This is a genomic window from Stenotrophomonas nitritireducens (assembly GCF_050984405.1).
Lineage (GTDB): Bacteria > Pseudomonadota > Gammaproteobacteria > Xanthomonadales > Xanthomonadaceae > Stenotrophomonas > Stenotrophomonas nitritireducens_B.
Genome location: NZ_CP158790.1, coordinates 859,825 through 879,668, shown reverse-complemented (window position 1 = coordinate 879,668; position 19,844 = coordinate 859,825). Strand labels below are relative to the sequence as shown.

The window sequence follows — 19,844 nt, the reverse complement described above, 5'->3', positions numbered from 1 at the left end:
CGCGTGCCCAACAGGGGGAAACTCATGAAAATGCGCCTGATCCTTTCGGCCGGCCTGCTGCTCGGCCTGTCCGGCTGCGCCACCTACGACTATGTCGACGGCGGCGCCGGCGGCTATTACCGCGGCGCCACGTCGGTGCAGCGCACCTACCCGTACGGCTACCCCTACGGTGGCGGCTATGGCCCTTACGGCTATGGCAGCTACGGGTATTACGACTACTACCGCTCCCCGTACCCGGTGTACCGCCCGCCGTACACCCCGCGTCCGCCGCATGGCGGCCACTGGGGCAATGGCCACCGCCCGCCGGCCCATGGCAACGGCAATGGCGGCCACCGCCCGCCGCCGCGGCCCGGCGATGGCGACGGGCGCCCGACCCGTCCGCCGCGCCCGCCGGTGGAAGGCGGCAAGTCGCCGTGGCGCGACATGGACCGCCTGCAGCGTCCGCAGCCGCGCCCGGCCCAGCCGGTGCAGCGGGCGATGCCGGCACCGCGCGCCGACGCCGCCCCGCGCCCGATGATGCAGCGCCCGGCACCGTCCCGACCGCCGTCACAGTCCCGCCCGCGCGAGTCGGCACGGCAACAGGAACTCTGAGGCGCTTGCATTTGCCGAAAAACCAGGCAATCTTGTCGAACCGGGTGACCGGCAGCGTCGTTAACTGACACGAACTGCCCTTCACACCGCACCGCTTCAATGTCGATGTCCGTCAGGAAATCTGGATCCCCCCTGTTCCGGCCCTGTCGGGCATCGGCGCCTACAACGACAAAGCCCCGGCCATGGCCGGGGCTTTGTTTTTCCAGGCATGGGCCGCCGCCTTCCTCCGGTGCAGCAGGCGGCGTGGCGCAAGGCGCCGCAACCCTGCGGCCCGCGTGCGCGCCCCTGGCGAAACCCGCGATAAAAGAAGGGCCGGCAGTCCCCCGACTGCCGGCCCCATGCTTCCCCGGTGTGCGCTTCGGCCGGCCCCTGTTCCAATTCCAGCCATTGCGCCCATGTCGCACGCCACACCGGGTGCAAAGACGTTAGCTGCAGTTTGTGTGCCAACTTTAGGGTCGCGTCCGTGCCCACCAGGCATTGGCGGTAAAATCACCACACCGTCGCCCAAGGCGCATGCCGCCGGCCGACGACGGACTTCACACTTCAAGCGTCCATCCCACCCATGACCGACTCCTTCCATCGTTACGACGTCATCGTCATCGGCGGCGGCCACGCCGGCACCGAGGCCGCGCTGGCCGCGGCACGCGGCGGCGCCCGCACCCTGCTGCTGACCCACAACGTGGAAACCGTGGGCGCCATGAGCTGCAACCCGGCCATCGGCGGCATCGGCAAGGGCCACCTGGTCAAGGAAATCGACGCGCTGGGCGGGGCCATGGCGCACGCCGCCGACCTGGCCGGCATCCAGTGGCGCACGCTCAATGCCTCCAAGGGCCCGGCGGTGCGCGCCACCCGCTGCCAGGCCGATCGCAACCTGTACCGCATGGCGATCCGCCGCATCGTCGAATCGCAGCCCAACCTCACCGTGTTCCAGGCCGCGGTGGACGACCTGGTCATCGAAGGCGACGCCGTGCGCGGCGCCATCACCCAGACCGGGCTGACCTTCCATGCGCCGGCCGTGGTGCTCACCGCCGGCACCTTCCTGGCCGGCAAGATCCACATCGGCGAAACCCAGTACACCGCCGGGCGCATGGGCGACCCGCCGGCCACCACGCTGGCCGCGCGCCTGCGCGAGCGCCCGTTCGCCATCGACCGGCTCAAGACCGGCACCCCGCCGCGCATCGACGGCCGCTCGCTCGACTACAGCGTCATGGAAGAACAGCCCGGCGACGACCCGCTGCCGGTGATGTCCTATCTGGGCAGCGCCGCCGAGCACCCGCGGCAGGTGAGCTGCTGGATCACCCACACCAGCGAGCGCACCCACGAGGTGATCCGCAACGCGCTGCACCGCTCGCCGCTGTACAGCGGCCAGATCGAAGGCATCGGCCCGCGCTACTGCCCGTCCATCGAGGACAAGGTGGTGCGCTTCGCCGAAAAGGACAGCCACCAGATCTTCGTCGAGCCCGAAGGCCTGGACGTGGTGGAGATCTACCCCAACGGCATTTCCACCTCGCTGCCGTTCGACGTGCAGCTGGAACTGGTGCGCAGCATCCGCGGCTTCGAGCACGCGCACATCACCCGCCCCGGCTACGCCATCGAATACGACTTCTTCGACCCGCGCGGGCTCAAGAACACGCTGGAAACCCGCCAGGTCGCCGGCCTGTTCTTCGCCGGCCAGATCAACGGCACCACCGGCTACGAGGAAGCCGGCGCGCAGGGCCTGCTGGCCGGCATCAACGCCGCGCTGTTCGTGCAGGGGCGCCAGGGCTGGTGCCCGCGCCGCGACGAGGCCTACATCGGCGTGCTGGTGGACGACCTGATCACCCACGGCACCAGCGAGCCCTACCGCATGTTCACCAGCCGCGCCGAATACCGGCTGCAGCTGCGCGAGGACAACGCCGACGCGCGCCTGACCCCCACCGGCCGCGAGCTGGGCCTGGTCGACGACCGCCGCTGGCGCGCCTTCGAAACCAAGCAGGCCGCCGTGGCCAGCGAAAGCGCGCGCCTGCGCGGCCTGTGGGCCACCCCCGCCAATGCGCTGGGCCGCGAAGTGCAGGAAACCACCGGCGTGGCGGTGAGCCGCGAAACCAATGTGCTCGACCTGATCAAGCGCCCGGAACTGGACTACGCCAAGCTCATGCGCGTGCCCTCGCTCGGCCCCGGCGTGGACGATGCGCGCGTGGCCGAACAGGTGGAAATCAGCGTCAAGTACGCCGGCTACCTGGACCGCCAGCGCGAAGAGATCGAACGCCAGCAGCGCCACGAGAACACCGCCATTGCCGAGGGCTTCGACTTCGCCGCCGTGCGCGGCCTCTCCGCCGAAGTGCTGCAGAAACTCGAACGCGTGCGCCCGCAGACCATCGGCCAGGCCCAGCGCATCCCCGGCATGACCCCGGCCGCGATCTCGCTGCTGCTGGTGCACTTGGAGCGGGCTCGGCGCGGGAAGGTGGCGTGACTCCAGCCGTCAGCATTGGTCGAGCAGAAGACTTTTAATCTCCTGCGCAACGCCTTCGCGTCATGCACCTGACTGCGTTACCCAAGAAGAAGCCCGCGCAAGCGGGCTTCTTCTTTTCATGACTGCGGAAAGCGCACCGCTGCGGCCATCAACCGTTGAACAGCCGCAGCGCCGCGCCGCTCAGTCGTCGTTCGTGCTGCGGCTGATCAACAACAACCCGTTCCCCACCGTCACCTGCAACGCATCGCCCACGGCAAAGCCGCAACGTTCCAGCCAACGGCCGGACAGGCGCAGCTTGGGCACGGCCCGGCCCACGACCTGCTGGCCCCGGCGCTCGTCGTAATACAGGTAGCCCATCGTGCAGCGCTTGGGCATGCGCGCCCAGCCGCTGGATGTGGATGGCATGGGCAACGGCGGCGAGAACAACTCCGGAACCGCCGCGGAATCGATCATCCGCGGCGTGGATGCCTCGTGCCTGGATGGGCTGCGGTTGGACGCAACGGTGGAAACGCGCGTGATTTCCTTGGTACGACTCATGTCGGACTCCTTGTGCGATAGGGAATCCTTGTGTTTTCGAGCTGCCAAACCCGGCTGCGGACTTCAGCCGCAACCAGTGAATAGTGCTGTCGGATAGCGACAGTCGTCAACGGATCGGGGCGGCCCATGAGTATCCAAGATGGCCAACAGGACCATAAGAGAACCGCCATCCGTTCCAACCCGCAATTGGGCGCGACAAATGGAACGACCTGAGCCGCCCAGCAGTACCCTGATCAACATGATTGCCGCTACAGTCTCCTTCCGTGAGATCCATCCATGGCACACATGGATGGCACGGCACAGGGGATCGACATGGAACAGTTGCAGTCTTCGGACCTGAAGACAATCCTGCATTCAAAGCGGGCCAATATTTACTACCTTCAACACTGCCGGGTACTGGTCAATGGAGGCCGCGTCGAGTACGTCACCGACGCCGGGAAGCAATCGCTTTACTGGAACATCCCGATCGCCAACACCACCACTGTACTTCTGGGTACCGGCACCTCCGTCACCCAGGCAGCGATGCGCGAACTGGCCAAGGCGGGCGTTCTGGTGGGTTTCTGTGGCGGGGGTGGAACGCCCCTCTTCAGCGCCAACGAAATCGACGTCGACGTGGCCTGGTTCTCGCCGCAGAGCGAGTATCGTCCTACGGAGTATCTGCAGGCGTGGGTGAAGTTCTGGTTCGACGACGACCTCCGTCTTCTGGCGGCCAAGCAGCTCCAGCAACTGCGGCTGCAGCGGCTATCCAGGCAATGGCAGCAACGTGCGTTGCATGAGGCTGGCTTCAAGGTCGATGCCGGCCGGCTTGAAAGCCTGCTGCAACCTTCAAGCCGCAACATCGAACTGGCGCAGGACACCACGGCACTGCTCACCGAGGAAGCACGCCTGAGCAAAGCCCTGTTCAAGCTTGCGGTGGATACCGTCGGCTATGGCGAATTCAGCCGCGCCAAACGAGGTACCGGCACAGATCCGGCGAATCGCTTCCTGGATCATGGCAATTACCTCGCCTATGGATTGGGCGCCACTGCCTGCTGGGTACTGGGCCTGCCGCATGGCCTGGCCGTACTGCACGGAAAGACCCGGCGCGGCGGGCTGGTATTCGATGCCGCCGACCTTATCAAGGACGCCAGCATCCTTCCCCACGCATTCCTCTCGGCGATGCGCGGCGACGACGAGCAGAGTTTCCGCCGCCATTGCATCGAGTCGCTCACACGCAGCGAGTCGCTGGACTTCATCATCGACAGCCTCAAGGCCATCGCGCTCTCGACGGCTGCGCAGGTGAAGGCTTGAACATCCTGCTGATCTCGCAGTGCGAGAAAAGGGCGCTTTCCGAAACACGGCGCATCCTGGATCAGTTCGCCGAGCGCCGTGGCGACCGCACCTGGCAGACCGCCATCACCCAGGAGGGACTGGATACCCTGAGGCGATTGCTGCGCAGGACCGCGCGGAAGAATACCGCCGTTGCCTGTCACTGGATCCGGGGACGCGACCACAGCGAACTGTTGTGGGTGGTTGGCGATGCCCGGCGTTTCAACGCCGAGGGCGCCGTACCGACCAACACCACTCGGCGCAACATCCTGCGCACCCACGATGAGAACGATTGGCACACCGCTCAGCCAATCCGGCTCCTGGCCCAGTTGGCCGCCCTCCTGCACGATCTGGGCAAGGCCAGCATCGCTTTCCAGGAGCGCCTGCGCGGCATCCGTACCGAACGCAACCTGTATCGCCATGAGTGGGTATCGCTGCGCTTGTTCCAGGCCTTCGTCGGAACCGATGATGACGCAGGATGGCTGCATCGGTTGAGCGATAGCGAGAACGCCAACGAACTGGACTGGCTGGCCGAGGGCCGTTATCAGCGCGACGGCATGGATGCCGCGCACGCTTTCCCGTTCCAACGGCTGCCTCCCCTCGCTGCCGCCGTAGCGTGGCTGGTGGTCAGCCACCATCGTCTTCCCGTTGTTCCGGCGCTTGACAGCGACGGCGATCAGCAGCCGCTCGGGTGCCGTACCGCGCACTGGAATGAGCTCTGGCTGAAGGAACCGCTGGCACTGGTCGCACATGGATGGAATGAAAGATCTCAATCGCCTTCGGACCAGGAAGCCCGGCCCTACTGGGAACCTGCTGCAGTCCTGCCGGTGATGGAAAAGGACTGGCTGCATCAGGCTGCGCGCGTTGCCAGAAGCTTGTTGCAACTACAGCAACGCGACGACAGCCGGTGGATCGACAATCCCTACGTCATGCATCTCGCGCGCCTTTGCCTGATGCTGGCTGACCACCATTACTCCAGCCTGCCCCCGGATGCTCCTGATCGGCTGAAGGTCAAGACAGACAGCACGCTGTATGCCAACACCCACAAGGATGGGAAGCTCAAACAGACATTGCTTGAGCACCTGCTCGGCGTGGCCCGCGATGCAGGCATGGTCGCGCATGCGCTTCCCGGCTTCGAGCGCCATCTTCCACGGCTGGCCAATCACCGGGGGCTGCGCAAACGCAGCAGCAACCCGAAGTTCGCATGGCAGGACAAGGCGGCTGATGCCGCGGCAAGTCTGCGCCATGACTGCCAGAAGCTCGGCGGCTTCATCGTCAACATGGCATCCACGGGCTGCGGCAAGACGCTGGCCAATGCACGTATCCTGCATGCACTCAGCGATCCGCAACTCGGCATGCGCGTGACGTATGCGCTCGGCCTGCGCACGCTCACGCTGCAGACCGGCCGCAGCTACCGCAACGACCTCCATCTCGGAGAGGACGAGCTGGCCATACGTGTTGGCGGGTCGGCGAGCCGGGCGTTGTTCGAATACTACGAACAGCTGGCAGAGTCTTCCGGATCGGCATCCATCCAGGACCTTATCGAGGAGGACAGCCACGTCCTTTACGAGGGCAACAGCAGCCAGCATCCGTTGGTGTCGCGCGCCCTGCACGATCCGGACATCCGCAACCTGCTGTCGGCGCCCGTGCTGGTCTGCACGGTGGACCACATGGTGCCTGCCACGGAGTCCCTGCGTGCCGGCCGCCAGATCGCGCCGATGCTGCGCCTGATGAGTGCCGACCTGGTGCTCGACGAACTCGATGATTACGACCTGGACGACATGCCGGCACTCACCCGGCTGGTGCACTGGGCTGGCATGCTGGGCAGCCGCGTGGTGTTGTCCTCGGCCACGCTTCCACCGTCCTTGGTCACTGGCATGTATCTCGCCTACCGTGCCGGGCGACGGCTGTATCGCCAGAACCGGGGCGAGCCAGGAGCCGCGAATGTTGGAGCTGAGATTCCTTGCCTATGGGCGGACGAGTTCGGCGTGCAGGTGGCGGGCGTGAGTGGCCAGGACTTCGAACAGCAACACCTGCGATTCGTGGAAAAACGTGCCGCCCGACTGAGGAACGTCGCACCGTTGCGCCGCGCACGATTGCTGCCACTGTCGCTTGGAAACAGGAAACCCGAGCAGCAGCGCGCTGAGTTCGCTCCACACGTCCGCGACGCCTGCCTGAAACTCCACCAGGCGCACTTCCAGACAGACTCTGCCAGCGGAAAGCGGGTCAGCTTCGGGCTGGTGCGCATGGCAAACATAGGTCCGCTGTTCGACGTTGCGCGAGCCCTGTTCGCGCAGGATGCACCAGAAGGTATCCGTATCCACCTCTGCGTCTATCACGCGCGTTTTCCCCTTCTGCAACGCTCCGCCATAGAAGCAATGCTGGATGGCGTCTTCAATCGTCGCGGCGGCACCAACGTCGTATTCCAGCATCCCACCATCCGTAGCGCGCTGGATGCCCACCCCGAACCGCAGCACTTGTTCGTGGTGCTGGCTTCACCCGTCTGCGAGGTTGGCCGGGACTGGGATGCGGACTGGGCAGTAGCCGAACCTTCGTCCATGCGCTCATTGATCCAGTTGGCTGGACGCGTGCAGCGACATCGGGGTCATGCATCGTCGGAAGCGAATGTGCTGGTGTTCGATACCAACCTTCGCCACTTTGCAGAGGCTCATTCCGACAGGTTGGCATTCCAGCGGCCCGGTTATGAGAAGTCCGGCTCCAGCCCCGCTCAGAAACGCCTGCAGTTGTCCACGCATCGCCTTGCCGAATTGCTGTACCCGACCGAGTTCGAGGTACTCGACGCCTTGCCGCGTATCCAGCCGCGGCCGTCGAAGATCTGGCGGACACGCCACAGCCTCGTGGACCTGGAACAGGCGCGTACCGCCCTCAGCATGCTGCCTGTACCTGCCACCGCGGAAAGCCAGATTCCTCCTGTCGAGCAGGATCAGGCTTACGTGGCGTGGAAGTACCCACAAGCCGCATTGACCGGCGTTCTCCCCCAACAGCAGCGGTTCCGGCGGCAGACCATGCAAACCACGACGCTGGTTTTCCTGCCCGACGACGAGAGCGAACGACTGCTGTTGCATCGGGTCGAGGAAGCCGCCGACCGGCGTTCCGCTCCCCTGTACATCCTGGTCGAGCAGAGCCAACGCAGGGATGTCCCGCTGACCTTCGGCACCGGAATCAGCCCCTGGGGGCAGTTCGAGCTGATGTCCCTGCTGGAAGATCAGACCGCACACTCGGGAGACTCGCTGGACTACTGCGCCCGACGCTTCGCCACGGTCGAGGTGCATTCCAATCCGAATGGCTGGCGATGGCATCCATTGCTTGGCTTTGGCGACATGGCATGAGGTGGGGCATCCCTGCCCCAGCTGCCTGTTCGGCAGCAAGCAACGATCAGCATTCCACACCTAAATTTCCTGAGCTGCCTACACGGCAGAGTGGTCTTGCACCTGCTGATCGTTTAAGCCATAGTCTGCACCAAGACCTTATATCTTGTCGATCTGCAATTTACACATAAATGGTAAGAAGCCCGGAGTCACTGGCATGACTCCGGGCGAACAGAGAGCCGGTTGGTCCCCGGACCTACGCACAAGGACTGCTGTGCAAAGGAGGATGTGGAAGTGTTTTATCGACGCTTTTCCAGAATATGCGTCCGAGGGTAGAACCCTCACGACACCCCACGGCAGCTCGCTGCCGTGGGGATTCTACAGGCACGCCCTGCAACGGGCGAATGAAAGGATTCTCCATGAACGAAACATCGGAACGTCTTCGCTCCGGCCGTTTCCGCTCGGCCATCGCCGGCTTCATCGAAGCCCGGCGCGAGGCCAAGCTGAAAGGCAAGGAGGAAGAAGGCGATATCTCGGCCAAATACGACTATGGCGCCTGGTTGGCCGATGCCGCCCGCCGGGTAGGCCAGATCCAGGCAGTCACCCACGTACTCAAGGCGACCCACCCGGACGCGCGGGGCAGCAGCCTGCACGTGCGGCCAGACGCCCTGCCCCGCCACGCCGAGATCGGCACCCATGTGCTGGGCGACGACTTCGCAGAGGATGTCGTGGGCAATGCCGCAGCACTGGATGTATTCAAGTTCCTCAAGATCGAAGTGGAGGGACGCCGGCTGCTGGATTGGATGCAGGCCGGCGATGCGGACCTGCGCTCAGCTCTGCACGCGGATGCCAAGACCGCAGACAGCTGGATGAAGGCCTTCAGCGGCCTGGTCCGCGGCGATACCCATCCCGCGTCGCACGAGGCCGCCAAACAGCTGTACTGGCTGGTCGACGGCCCCGCCACCGAAGACGCGGCCTATCACCTGTTGCAACCCCTGTTCTCCAGCAGCCTGGCCCATGCCGTGCATGCCGAGATCCAGAACGCGCGTTTCGGTGAGGACAACAAGGCCGCACGGCAGGCGTTCCGCGCCAAGGAGGCGCACGAAACGCCCTACCGCGACTACCGCAACCTGGTCGCCCGCAAGCTGGGGGGCACCAAGCCCCAGAATGTGTCGCAGCTCAACAGCGAACGCGGCGGCGTCAACTACCTGCTTGCCTCCCTGCCGCCGAGCTGGGACATCGAGCAACCGCGCAAGCTGCTGAATCTCGAATCGGCAATGGATCGCCTGGCTTGGTTCCCTGGCGTTCGCGACACCGTCGACCAACTGGCCAGCTTTCTTCTGTCCAATCCGTCCCCTACCGATGCAACGCGACGGAAGCGCTCCGAACTGGCGCAGGAACTGGGAGCTCAGCTGGCCATCTTTGCCGTGGAAACGCAGGTTCGTTTCGAACCGGGATGGACGAGGAACGAAAGCTGCACCTTGCCCCTGCACCAGCAGGTCTGGCTGGACCCCGAACGCGTGGAGCTGGATCCGCGCCCGCAACCAGAGCTGGCCGCCGAGGACGAAGCCTTCATCGCTGCCTGGGAGTTCGGCGATTGGCCGGATCAGGTGGCGGGCGATTTCGCCAACTGGTTGAACGACCGGCTGCGTTCCGCCGGACTGGTCGCCGTCGGGGACGCGGAGTACCGGCACTGGGCGCGCCATGCGGTCGTCGATGCGACCTGGCCGGTACCCGTGCAGCGGCGCGCGCCGAAAGGAGGCACGGCATGAGCACTTGCCCGCAATTCGATCACCTGCTTGTTTTCCCGCATCTGCAGGTGCAGAACGCCAACGCCATTTCCGGCCCGCTGACGCACGGCTTCCCATCGATGACGGCGTTCCTGGGGCTGATGTGGGCCTTGCAGCGCAAGGCGGAAGCCGCGGGACTGGATGTCCGGTTCAATGCCGTGGGAGTGGTCTGCCACCAACATCGCGAATTGGCCACCGAAGGCGGCTTCGTCAACAGCTTCTACCTGACCCGCAACCCGGTGAACAAAGACGGCGGCAGCTCTGCGATCGTCGAGGAGGGTCGCATCCATTTGGGCCTGAGCCTGCTGCTGGCCGCCACGAGCCTGCGCTGGCAGAAGCAGCCAGAAACGCGCGAAGGCGATCTGCGGGCACTGGCCGAACTGCTGGCCGGCATGCGCATCGCAGGTGGCAGCCTGATACCGCCGGCCCATCCCTGGCGTCGGCGCTACCAACCTTGGGCGCTGGAGCTGACAGGCACCGCAGCCGATCGCCAGGCACTGTTCGCCAAGGCACGCATGCGCCTGTTGCCTGGCTTCGCGCTTGTGAGCCGTGACGACCTGCTGGCCGAGCGCCTGCAGCAACAGGAGCAATCAGGCAAGGCGCCAAGCCCGTTGGATGCCTGGCTGTCATTGGCCCGCATCAATTGGCGCTGGCAGGCCGACCACGATACCGGCAAGGGCAGCTGGACCAACGACCGAACTGGCAATGGCTGGGTGGTTCCCATCCCAGTGGGTTACGGCGCGCTGGGCGAACTGCACGCTGCCGGCAGCGTGGTCAACGCCCGCGATGCCGGAACGCCGTTCCGCTTCGTCGAAAGCCTGTACTCGGTGGGCCAGTGGATCAGCCCACACCGCCTGCATGTGCCTGAAAGCCTGCTCTGGTATGCCGACACGCAGCCCGAGCTAGGCCTGTATCGCTGTCGCAACGACCATGCGCAACCTCTCGACGAGGGTGAGCTGGATACGCCTTTTGAATTCGACACCACCACCTACTGACCCGGTAGAAAAGGAATCCCATCATGTCCAAGGAACTCAAGACCGCATCCGTCCTGGCCTTCGAACGCAAGCTGGACCCGTCCGATGCCCTGTTCACCAGTGGAAACTGGGCGGCACGCACCCAAGCGGCGGACTGGAAACCGGTAGGCCTGCGCGAAAAATCCGTGCGCGGCACCATCTCCAACCGCCTGAAAACCAGCGGCCAGGATCCGGCCAAGCTGGACGCCGCCATCCAGAACCCCAACCTGCAGACCGTCGATGTGGCGGCATTGCCGGCCGATGCCGACACGCTGAAGGTGCAGTTCACCTTGCGCGTGCTTGGTGGAACCGGCAGGCCCTCGGCCTGCAACGACGCCGCCTATCGCAGCAAGCTGCTGGAAACGGTGGACGGCTACGTACGCCAGCACGGCTTCAACGAGCTGGCGCGCCGCTATGCAGCCAATCTGGCCAATGGCCGCTTCCTGTGGCGCAACCGTATTGGCGCCGAACAGGTCGAGGTGACGGTGTCCCATCTGCGCGACGGCAAGCCCGTCCAGCAGTGGACCTTCGATGCGCTTGCACATTCGCTGCACGATCTCGTGGCGCCGGCCGGGGAAGCCGCCGCCCTGGCCGAACTGGGCGAGCTGATCGCCGCTGGCCTGGCCGGTGACAACCACGTACTGCTGCAGGTCACCGCTTTCGTCCGCATGGGCGCTGGCCAGGAGGTTTTCCCCTCCCAGGAACTCATCCTGGACAAGGCGGCCGGCAAGAAGAGCAAGACCCTGTACCACGTCGACAAGGTGGCTGCCATCCACTCCCAGAAGCTCGGCAATGCGCTGCGCACGGTGGACACCTGGTATCCGGAGGCGGCCAGCAACGGCCCCATCGCGGTAGAGCCTTACGGCTCGGTGACCACGCAGGGCAAGGCCTATCGCCAACCCAAGGAAAAACAGGATTTCTACAACCTGCTCGATGCCTGGGTACTGAAGGACAAGGCGCCACCGGTGGAGCAGCAGCACTTCGTCATCGCCACCCTGGTTAGGGGCGGCGTGTTCGGCGAAGCAGGCTGAACACCATGACCAGCCACCATGTCGACATCCAGGTGGTCCCCGATCCGGAGACCACCGCCCCGCAACTACTTGGCGCGCTCTACGACCGCCTGCACCTGGCGCTGGTCCAGCGGCGTATCGAGGACATCGGTGCGAGCTTCCCGGGCTACAGCACTACTCCTCGCACCTTGGGCACCGTGCTGCGGCTGCATGGCAGCGAGGCCACCCTGCGTCGCTTCCTGCAGGAAGATTGGCTCAAGGGTCTGCGCGACCACGTACGCCTTACCGGGATCACCCCGGTTCCGGAAGGAGCACCGCAGCGCACCGTGCACCGCCGGCAGTTCAAGACCAACGCCGAACGCCTGCGCCGCCGTCGCATGCGGCGCAAGGGGGAGACCGAACAGCAAGCGCAACAAGCCATCCCCCAGACCGTGGAGCGCCGCCCCAACCTGCCCTACCTGCACCTGCGCAGCCGCAGCACAGGGCAGCCCTTCTGCCTGTTCGTCGCCCTGGGTCCGTTGGCGGACACCCCCACACCGGGGACGTTCAACAGCCACGGATTGAGCAGCACCAGCACCATCCCGTGGTTCTGACCCTATTTCCAGGGAGTCAGTAGCGCTCTTTGAAAATCAGTGACTTGCGAATGCCCCCGGAAATTTGGGGGCATTCCTTTAATCATGAATTTCCTTAGCATTACCAATGACTTGACGTGAAATTCGTCTAGTTCGCTGCCGCGTAGGCAGCTCAGAAATGGACACCAGCGCCCGCGACGCGAAGTCGGATGTTCGCTGCCGCGTAGGCAGCTCAGAAAAAGGAGGTCGCGGACAACAGCTTCAACCCGGCGTTCGCTGCCGCGTAGGCAGCTCAGAAATTCAACGGAGAATCCCACGATGGCACTGCCTCGTTCGCTGCCGCGTAGGCAGCTCAGAAAAATGGCCCAAGACTTCCACCACGGCGTTCGCGGTTCGCTGCCGCGTAGGCAGCTCAGAAATTGCCGGAGCCTTGGGCGAGTACCGGTTTCGTGTTCGCTGCCGCGTAGGCAGCTCAGAAAACTGTCGGCGCGCGATCAGGAAACGCGCGCGCGTTCGCTGCCGCGTAGGCAGCTCAGAAAAGGGTAACGGGGGCCGAACGACCGCGCAGCGTGTTCGCTGCCGCGTAGGCAGCTCAGAAAGTGCTAACCAGCTTCTTGATCGCCCATACGCAGTTCGCTGCCGCGTAGGCAGCTCAGAAATGGACGACTACAAGGTCGATCTGTGGGCCATCGTTCGCTGCCGCGTAGGCAGCTCAGAAAATGAAGGCCATGCGCTCGCTGATTTCGTCGGCGTTCGCTGCCGCGTAGGCAGCTCAGAAAAGCGCGACCTGGAGAAGTTCATCGACAGCCGCGTTCGCTGCCGCGTAGGCAGCTCAGAAATGGGAGTTCCCGCGGATCCCCACGGGCTACTTGTTCGCTGCCGCGTAGGCAGCTCAGAAAATGTGCCTGTGACGCCGAACGCATCGGCAATGGTTCGCTGCCGCGTAGGCAGCTCAGAAAACGTTGATCAGGTAGTAATCGTCACCATCGAAGTTCGCTGCCGCGTAGGCAGCTCAGAAAAGTCGTACTGCTCGGCGTAGAAGCGCTCGGTTGTTCGCTGCCGCGTAGGCAGCTCAGAAAGACCAGCGGGCAGGTGTCGACAACAGCCCGCAGTTCGCTGCCGCGTAGGCAGCTCAGAAAGGCCGGTTCGGCGATATGGCGCCACCGCACGCGTTCGCTGCCGCGTAGGCAGCTCAGAAAAGATCGACAACGGCGTTCTTCGTGAACGCGCCGTTCGCTGCCGCGTAGGCAGCTCAGAAAAGCAAGCTGCGCGGCGGCATCGATGGCCTGAAGTTCGCTGCCGCGTAGGCAGCTCAGAAAAGCCGCCTTTCGATTTTCTCGTCGCTCAGCATGTTCGCTGCCGCGTAGGCAGCTCAGAAAGTCCACCCTGAGCCCGTCTCGTCCGCCGTGTTGTTCGCTGCCGCGTAGGCAGCTCAGAAATTGAACCGAACTGCCTGGACGATTCGGTCTGTGTTCGCTGCCGCGTAGGCAGCTCAGAAAAGCCCCAAGGGCGGCAGCGAGGATCGGCATGCGTTCGCTGCCGCGTAGGCAGCTCAGAAAACCGTTCGTGGCACGGATCGTCCACGCGTATTGTTCGCTGCCGCGTAGGCAGCTCAGAAAAACCCTTCGGCGCTTCCGAACTGTTCGTTCAGGTTCGCTGCCGCGTAGGCAGCTCAGAAATGCGAACACTCGCTCACCGCCCGTCGATGTAAGTTCGCTGCCGCGTAGGCAGCTCAGAAAAACTCGCGCAGCACCGCGAATACCTGCTGCGCGTTCGCTGCCGCGTAGGCAGCTCAGAAATGCGGCTCGACCAGGCCGAGCAGGCTATGGATGTTCGCTGCCGCGTAGGCAGCTCAGAAAAGTAAGGCGATTCACAGCCGCCGACGAAATCAGTTCGCTGCCGCGTAGGCAGCTCAGAAATGTCATCGCCGCCGTCGAAGCTGCATTGTCGGGTTCGCTGCCGCGTAGGCAGCTCAGAAAACTTGCAGGAACGGACCCTTGACGAACGTCCAGTTCGCTGCCGCGTAGGCAGCTCAGAAAGCTGGTGATCCGCCAGGCGCAGACGCGGGTTAGTTCGCTGCCGCGTAGGCAGCTCAGAAATGGCGGGCGCAATCATCGAAAAGCTGGCTTACGTTCGCTGCCGCGTAGGCAGCTCAGAAATTGCCGATGCCTTTGTTCACTAGCCCGAGTACGTTCGCTGCCGCGTAGGCAGCTCAGAAAAATTCCGACTGTGAAAGTTATACGGCACCTTATGTTCGCTGCCGCGTAGGCAGCTCAGAAAACACGCAGGTGCTGCCGGAACAGCTGTCACGCGTTCGCTGCCGCGTAGGCAGCTCAGAAATCTTCCGGCTAGATATCCCAGCCTCCCCCCTGGTTCGCTGCCGCGTAGGCAGCTCAGAAAGATCCGGGCGCGACCATCGCAACGCACAACATGTTCGCTGCCGCGTAGGCAGCTCAGAAATTGGCGCGCAGGCCGTGGAGCATGTCATCGAGGTTCGCTGCCGCGTAGGCAGCTCAGAAAACCTGGTGCTGAACATCGAGGTGCAGAACTTCGTTCGCTGCCGCGTAGGCAGCTCAGAAAATCAGGCTCGGCCCGAAATGCTGCCGCATGCGGTTCGCTGCCGCGTAGGCAGCTCAGAAATCCGCGGCTGTTCGCTGTAGTCCCGATACCGCGTTCGCTGCCGCGTAGGCAGCTCAGAAATGAACATGAACACGTTCCCCCGCGAGTTCGAGGTTCGCTGCCGCGTAGGCAGCTCAGAAATGCGCGACGCCATGGACCTCGCGTACTTGACCGTTCGCTGCCGCGTAGGCAGCTCAGAAATCCACCAGCGCCTGCGAAAAGAGCCAGCTCATGTTCGCTGCCGCGTAGGCAGCTCAGAAACCAATCCTGGCGCGCATCAGTTCATCACCCGTGTTCGCTGCCGCGTAGGCAGCTCAGAAAATCAGCCACTCGACGCGCTCAGCGTAGCCGCCGTTCGCTGCCGCGTAGGCAGCTCAGAAACCGGAGCGGCACGCATGAAGCCCGGGCCTCAATGTTCGCTGCCGCGTAGGCAGCTCAGAAAATGAAGTCGGCAAGGCCGGCATGGACGGCGGTGTTCGCTGCCGCGTAGGCAGCTCAGAAACAGACCCTGGGCGTCGGCGCCGAGGGCGCGGTGTTCGCTGCCGCGTAGGCAGCTCAGAAACTGACCGACACCAGACGCCGCTCGTTGTCGACGGTTCGCTGCCGCGTAGGCAGCTCAGAAATTCGGTGATGCGGTCAGCTGGCCCTCGATCAGGTTCGCTGCCGCGTAGGCAGCTCAGAAAGGAGCCGTATCGCAGCGACTGCGAACGCGACCGTTCGCTGCCGCGTAGGCAGCTCAGAAAATTCATGCCGAAACGAACGCTATCCTCTCCACGTTCGCTGCCGCGTAGGCAGCTCAGAAACAGCAACCCCGATGAAGGCGTGAGCCTCGCCGGTTCGCTGCCGCGTAGGCAGCTCAGAAAATACAGAAGGAAATCCAGATGACTGCTTCGACGTTCGCTGCCGCGTAGGCAGCTCAGAAATGATCGTCACGAGCCCGCGCATCTGCGCCGCGGTTCGCTGCCGCGTAGGCAGCTCAGAAAAGAGACCGACATGATCGTCAGGTACACGTCCTGTTCGCTGCCGCGTAGGCAGCTCAGAAAGTGTTCCTCTGGTTGAGCCGGCGCAGGGTCACGTTCGCTGCCGCGTAGGCAGCTCAGAAAACTCAAGGCCAGTTGCCGAGCCCGCCGGCGACGTTCGCTGCCGCGTAGGCAGCTCAGAAAAGCTGCGGGTGCAGCGGCTTGTCCACTGCCCAGTTCGCTGCCGCGTAGGCAGCTCAGAAATCGGCATGGTCGAAATCGTCAACGGCGAGGATGTTCGCTGCCGCGTAGGCAGCTCAGAAAAGTGGATGGGCAGGTCCGAGCTGGAGGCCACCGTTCGCTGCCGCGTAGGCAGCTCAGAAATGCACGGCCTGGCGGGCGGCTGGGGCTACGAAGTTCGCTGCCGCGTAGGCAGCTCAGAAAGTCGAGACCGAGAGCGAGGACGACGCGCCCCTGTTCGCTGCCGCGTAGGCAGCTCAGAAAGTCGTGCCGCGTTGGAGGACCGCCCCGGCGAGGTTCGCTGCCGCGTAGGCAGCTCAGAAAAATCCGAACCCGGTCTGACCCCTCCCGCGTGCGTTCGCTGCCGCGTAGGCAGCTCAGAAATGGCTCACCAGGGCAGCGACACCCGTGACCTCGTTCGCTGCCGCGTAGGCAGCTCAGAAATCATCGGCAAAGGCCGCCGCCTCGTGCTGAAGGTTTGCTGCCGCGTAGGCAGCTCAGAAATCAACGAAGTAGGCACCCTGCCCCCAAACGTCGTTCGCTGCCGCGTAGGCAGCTCAGAAAACCTTGACCGATTCCTGCGCGAGTACCATGCCGTTCGCTGCCGCGTAGGCAGCTCAGAAATTTCCCGCCCCTTGTTCGAGAAGCGTGGCAGCGTTCGCTGCCGCGTAGGCAGCTCAGAAATGACCGATGGCTACCTGGCCGCGCTGTGGCATGTTCGCTGCCGCGTAGGCAGCTCAGAAAATCAAGAGCTTGTCTTTCATCCCCACTCCCTGGTTCGCTGCCGCGTAGGCAGCTCAGAAATTCCACCGGGTCCTTCAACTCGCACTCTTCGCGTTCGCTGCTGCGTAGGCAGCTCAGAAACTCGGCATCGCTGTGCGCTTCAGGGCGCTTTCGTTCGCTGCCGCGTAGGCAGCTCAGAAATGTTGCAGGTCCTGGCAGACGTGGGCGGTGTCGTTCGCTGCCGCGTAGGCAGCTCAGAAAGCGCACGGAATGACGAAGAGCGTAGCGCTATTGTTCGCTGCCGCGTAGGCAGCTCAGAAATTGCGGGCATTGTCGAGCGGACGGCCCATGCGGTTCGCTGCCGCGTAGGCAGCTCAGAAAGCTCAGGTCGGCACCGCGCAGGTCGGCACCGCGTTCGCTGCCGCGTAGGCAGCTCAGAAATTAGCCAGGGACTTGTCCAGGCGCGCCGCCATGTTCGCTGCCGCGTAGGCAGCTCAGAAAAGGCCATGCGCCGTAAGCTGGGCCTGGACGACGTTCGCTGTCGCGTAGGCAGCTCAGAAAACGACGTAGTAGCCCTGTTCCTGCAGCCGGGCGTTCGCTGCCGCGTAGGCAGCTCAGAAACTGCGCGCCGCGCCGGAGGGGTTCGTGCTGGTGTTCGCTGCCGCGTAGGCAGCTCAGAAAGGCAAGATGAGCCGCGTGCTGATCGAGCGCGCGTTCGCTGCCGCGTAGGCAGCTCAGAAAATGTACAACGCAGAGATTACCTTCACCGGTGAGTTCGCTGCCGCGTAGGCAGCTCAGAAAATCGGCCCGGAGTGGCACCCGGACAACCGCACGTTCGCTGCCGCGTAGGCAGCTCAGAAAATCGACTCCGCGGCATTCCTCCTGGTGCTGGGGTTCGCTGCCGCGTAGGCAGCTCAGGAATGAAGTTTATATCTTGGATTCTTTGAGTTCGCTGCAGAGCAACCAACCTATAAACCTTCGACGGTATCCAGTTAGACCTTCAGGTTTTCTGTTCATTCCGCTTGGCAGCCACTTCACTTCCGCCACTCCATCCGATGTAGGAGAAAGCAAGGCATACGCCTATCATCCAAAGTCGGACGACCACCCTTGGACTCTTTCAGTGACTTCCCTCCGCCCCTTCCTGGAAAAATCCCCCACCCTCGGCCAGCGCGTCTACATCGACCCCGCGTGCACCATCATCGGCGACGTGGTGCTGGGCGATGACGTGTCGGTGTGGCCGGGCACGGTGATCCGGGGCGATGTGAACCATGTGCGCATCGGGGCGCGCACCAACGTGCAGGACGGCACCATCATCCATGTCAGCCACGAGAGCCCGTACAACAAGGGCGGGTACCCCACGCTGATCGGCGAGGGCGTGACCGTGGGGCATGGCTGCATCATCCATGCGTGCCGCATTGGCGATTACTGCCTGATCGGCATGGGCGCGTGCGTGCTGGATGGCGCGGTGATCGAGGACGAGGCGTTCATCGGCGCCGGGGCGGTGGTGGGGCCGGGCAAGCGGGTGGCGCGCGGCGAGTTGTGGGTGGGCAACCCGGCGCGGCCGGTGCGCACCTTGAGCGAGAAGGACATCGAGGGGCTGCGCTATTCGGCGGACCATTACGTGCGGTTGAAGGACCAGTACCTGGGAATGGCGGGCTGAAGGAGCCTGCGGGGCAAGCCCCGCAGCTACGGTGCACCGCCGGCGGTTTCCGTTGCCGCCGGGGCCGCGCTTGCCCCACACTGCCGGCCTCGGGCGCGGGGGCGCCCTTCCAGGGAAAGGAACCCTTCATGTCGATCAGATCCATGGCGCTGGGCCTGCTGGCCGGCGCGACGCTGTTGTGCGCTGCTTCGCCCGCTCTGGCGCAGGACGAGCAGGACGCCGCGGCGTTCGTGCAGTCGCTGCATTTCCGCTCCGGCACCATCGAGGTGCCCGCCGCCAAGGCGCGCTTCAACCTGGGCCCGGAGTTCCGCTACCTGGACCAGGCCGATGCGCGGCGCGTGCTGGAGGACATGTGGGGCAACCCGCCCGACGAGGACGTGCTGGGGCTGATCGTGCCGCGTTCGCCCAGCCTGGCCGACGACGACAGCTGGGCGGTGGTGGTGACGTATTCGGACGACGGTTACGTGTCCGACGAGGACGCGTCGAAGATGGACTACGCCAAGCTGCTGCGCGAGATGCAGGAGCAGACCAATGACGCCAACCCGGAGCGCGAGAAGGCCGGTTACGGCACGCTGAAGCTGGTGGGCTGGGCGGTGCCGCCGCGCTACGACGCCGGCAACAACAAGCTGTACTGGGCCAAGGAGCTGGAGTTCAACGGCCAGCCCGGCCACGTGCTCAATTACGACATCCGTGTGCTCGGCCGCCACGGCTACCTGAGCCTCAACGCGGTGTCGGGCATGAACGAGCTGCCGCTGGTGCGCACCGGCATGGAAAAGCTGCTGCCGATGGCCGAGTTCGAGCCCGGCGCGCGTTATGCCGACCACAACCCCAAGACCGACAAGATCGCCGCCTATGGCGTGGCGACGCTGATCGGCGGCGGGCTGGCGGCCAAGGCCGGGCTGTTCGCCAAGCTCGGGCTGGTCTTCGCCAAGTTCTGGAAGCTGCTGCTGATCGGCGCCATCGCGCTGGGCGGCGTGGCGCGCAAGTTCTTCGGCGGCGGCCGCAGGAACGGTACCGTACGCTGAACCCGGCGGCACCCAC

General features: G+C 64.2%; 11 protein-coding genes and 1 CRISPR repeat array. Of the genes, 10 read left to right on the top strand and 1 reads right to left on the bottom strand.

The window, feature by feature from the left end; genetic code table 11:
• Nucleotides 1-24 precede the first annotated feature (24 nt).
• Together ABTV91_RS03665 and mnmG are read left to right on the top strand one after the other, a co-directional pair.
• Nucleotides 25-591 carry a hypothetical protein gene (locus ABTV91_RS03665; RefSeq protein ID WP_433853278.1) on the top strand — a complete coding sequence of 189 codons (567 nt, stop codon included), beginning with the start codon at nt 25-27 and terminating at the stop codon, nt 589-591.
• Nucleotides 592-1,153: 562 nt separating this feature from the next.
• Nucleotides 1,154-3,043 (top strand): tRNA uridine-5-carboxymethylaminomethyl(34) synthesis enzyme MnmG, encoded by a 1,890-nt coding sequence (gene mnmG, locus ABTV91_RS03660; protein ID WP_433853277.1) that lies wholly within the window; start codon nt 1,154-1,156, stop codon nt 3,041-3,043.
• Between the two features lie 180 nt (nt 3,044-3,223).
• Here mnmG and ABTV91_RS03655 read toward each other — a convergent pair whose 3' ends face one another.
• Nucleotides 3,224-3,580: a SymE family type I addiction module toxin gene (locus tag ABTV91_RS03655; protein WP_433853276.1), complete on the bottom strand. Its 357-nt coding sequence runs from the start codon at nt 3,578-3,580 to the stop codon at nt 3,224-3,226.
• Between the two features lie 276 nt (nt 3,581-3,856).
• Here ABTV91_RS03655 and cas1f point away from each other — a divergent pair, with 276 nt between their 5' ends.
• The 8 genes from cas1f to ABTV91_RS03615 all read left to right on the top strand — a co-directional run bounded on the left by cas1f (nt 3,857) and on the right by ABTV91_RS03615 (nt 19,828).
• Nucleotides 3,857-4,870, top strand: a complete 1,014-nt coding sequence (cas1f, locus tag ABTV91_RS03650; RefSeq protein ID WP_433853275.1) for a type I-F CRISPR-associated endonuclease Cas1f — start codon at nt 3,857-3,859, stop codon at nt 4,868-4,870.
• Complete coding sequence (gene cas3f / locus ABTV91_RS03645; protein WP_433853274.1) at nt 4,867-8,238, top strand: type I-F CRISPR-associated helicase Cas3f; 3,372 nt, start codon at nt 4,867-4,869, stop codon at nt 8,236-8,238. The genes cas1f and cas3f overlap by 4 nt, the downstream gene beginning before the upstream one ends.
• A gap of 398 nt (nt 8,239-8,636) precedes the next feature.
• A complete protein-coding gene (gene csy1 / locus ABTV91_RS03640; protein ID WP_433853273.1) occupies nt 8,637-9,989 on the top strand; it encodes a type I-F CRISPR-associated protein Csy1 in 1,353 nt (450 codons plus the stop codon).
• Nucleotides 9,986-11,002: a type I-F CRISPR-associated protein Csy2 gene (csy2, locus tag ABTV91_RS03635; protein ID WP_433853272.1), complete on the top strand. Its 1,017-nt coding sequence runs from the start codon at nt 9,986-9,988 to the stop codon at nt 11,000-11,002. The genes csy1 and csy2 overlap by 4 nt, the downstream gene beginning before the upstream one ends.
• A gap of 23 nt (nt 11,003-11,025) precedes the next feature.
• On the top strand, nt 11,026-12,051 hold the full coding sequence (gene csy3 / locus ABTV91_RS03630) for a type I-F CRISPR-associated protein Csy3 (protein WP_433853271.1): 1,026 nt from the start codon (nt 11,026-11,028) through the stop codon (nt 12,049-12,051).
• Between the two features lie 5 nt (nt 12,052-12,056).
• Nucleotides 12,057-12,623, top strand: coding sequence for a type I-F CRISPR-associated endoribonuclease Cas6/Csy4 (gene cas6f, locus ABTV91_RS03625; protein WP_433853270.1), 567 nt, complete (start codon nt 12,057-12,059; stop codon nt 12,621-12,623).
• Nucleotides 12,624-12,753: 130 nt separating this feature from the next.
• Nucleotides 12,754-18,064: a CRISPR direct-repeat array (repeat unit 28 nt; unit sequence GTTCGCTGCCGCGTAGGCAGCTCAGAAA).
• A 199-nt stretch (nt 18,065-18,263) separates the two neighbouring features.
• Nucleotides 18,264-18,803: a gamma carbonic anhydrase family protein gene (locus ABTV91_RS03620; RefSeq protein WP_433853269.1), complete on the top strand. Its 540-nt coding sequence runs from the start codon at nt 18,264-18,266 to the stop codon at nt 18,801-18,803.
• 128 nt (nt 18,804-18,931) lie between these two features.
• Complete coding sequence (locus tag ABTV91_RS03615) at nt 18,932-19,828, top strand: DUF2167 domain-containing protein (protein ID WP_433853268.1); 897 nt, start codon at nt 18,932-18,934, stop codon at nt 19,826-19,828.
• Nucleotides 19,829-19,844 lie beyond the last annotated feature (16 nt).

Excerpts from the sequence above, each read along its gene's own strand:
- csy3 (WP_433853271.1), top strand. The coding sequence starts at position 11,026 with ATGTCCAAGGAACTCAAGACCGCATCCGTCCTGGCCTTCGAACGCAAG.
- csy1 (WP_433853273.1), top strand. The coding sequence starts at position 8,637 with ATGAACGAAACATCGGAACGTCTTCGCTCCGGCCGTTTCCGCTCGGCC.
- cas6f (WP_433853270.1), top strand. The coding sequence starts at position 12,057 with ATGACCAGCCACCATGTCGACATCCAGGTGGTCCCCGATCCGGAGACC.
- csy2 (WP_433853272.1), top strand. The coding sequence starts at position 9,986 with ATGAGCACTTGCCCGCAATTCGATCACCTGCTTGTTTTCCCGCATCTG.
- ABTV91_RS03655 (WP_433853276.1), bottom strand. The coding sequence starts at position 3,580 with ATGAGTCGTACCAAGGAAATCACGCGCGTTTCCACCGTTGCGTCCAAC.
- mnmG (WP_433853277.1), top strand. The coding sequence starts at position 1,154 with ATGACCGACTCCTTCCATCGTTACGACGTCATCGTCATCGGCGGCGGC.
- ABTV91_RS03615 (WP_433853268.1), top strand. The coding sequence starts at position 18,932 with ATGTCGATCAGATCCATGGCGCTGGGCCTGCTGGCCGGCGCGACGCTG.
- ABTV91_RS03665 (WP_433853278.1), top strand. The coding sequence starts at position 25 with ATGAAAATGCGCCTGATCCTTTCGGCCGGCCTGCTGCTCGGCCTGTCC.
- cas1f (WP_433853275.1), top strand. The coding sequence starts at position 3,857 with ATGGCACACATGGATGGCACGGCACAGGGGATCGACATGGAACAGTTG.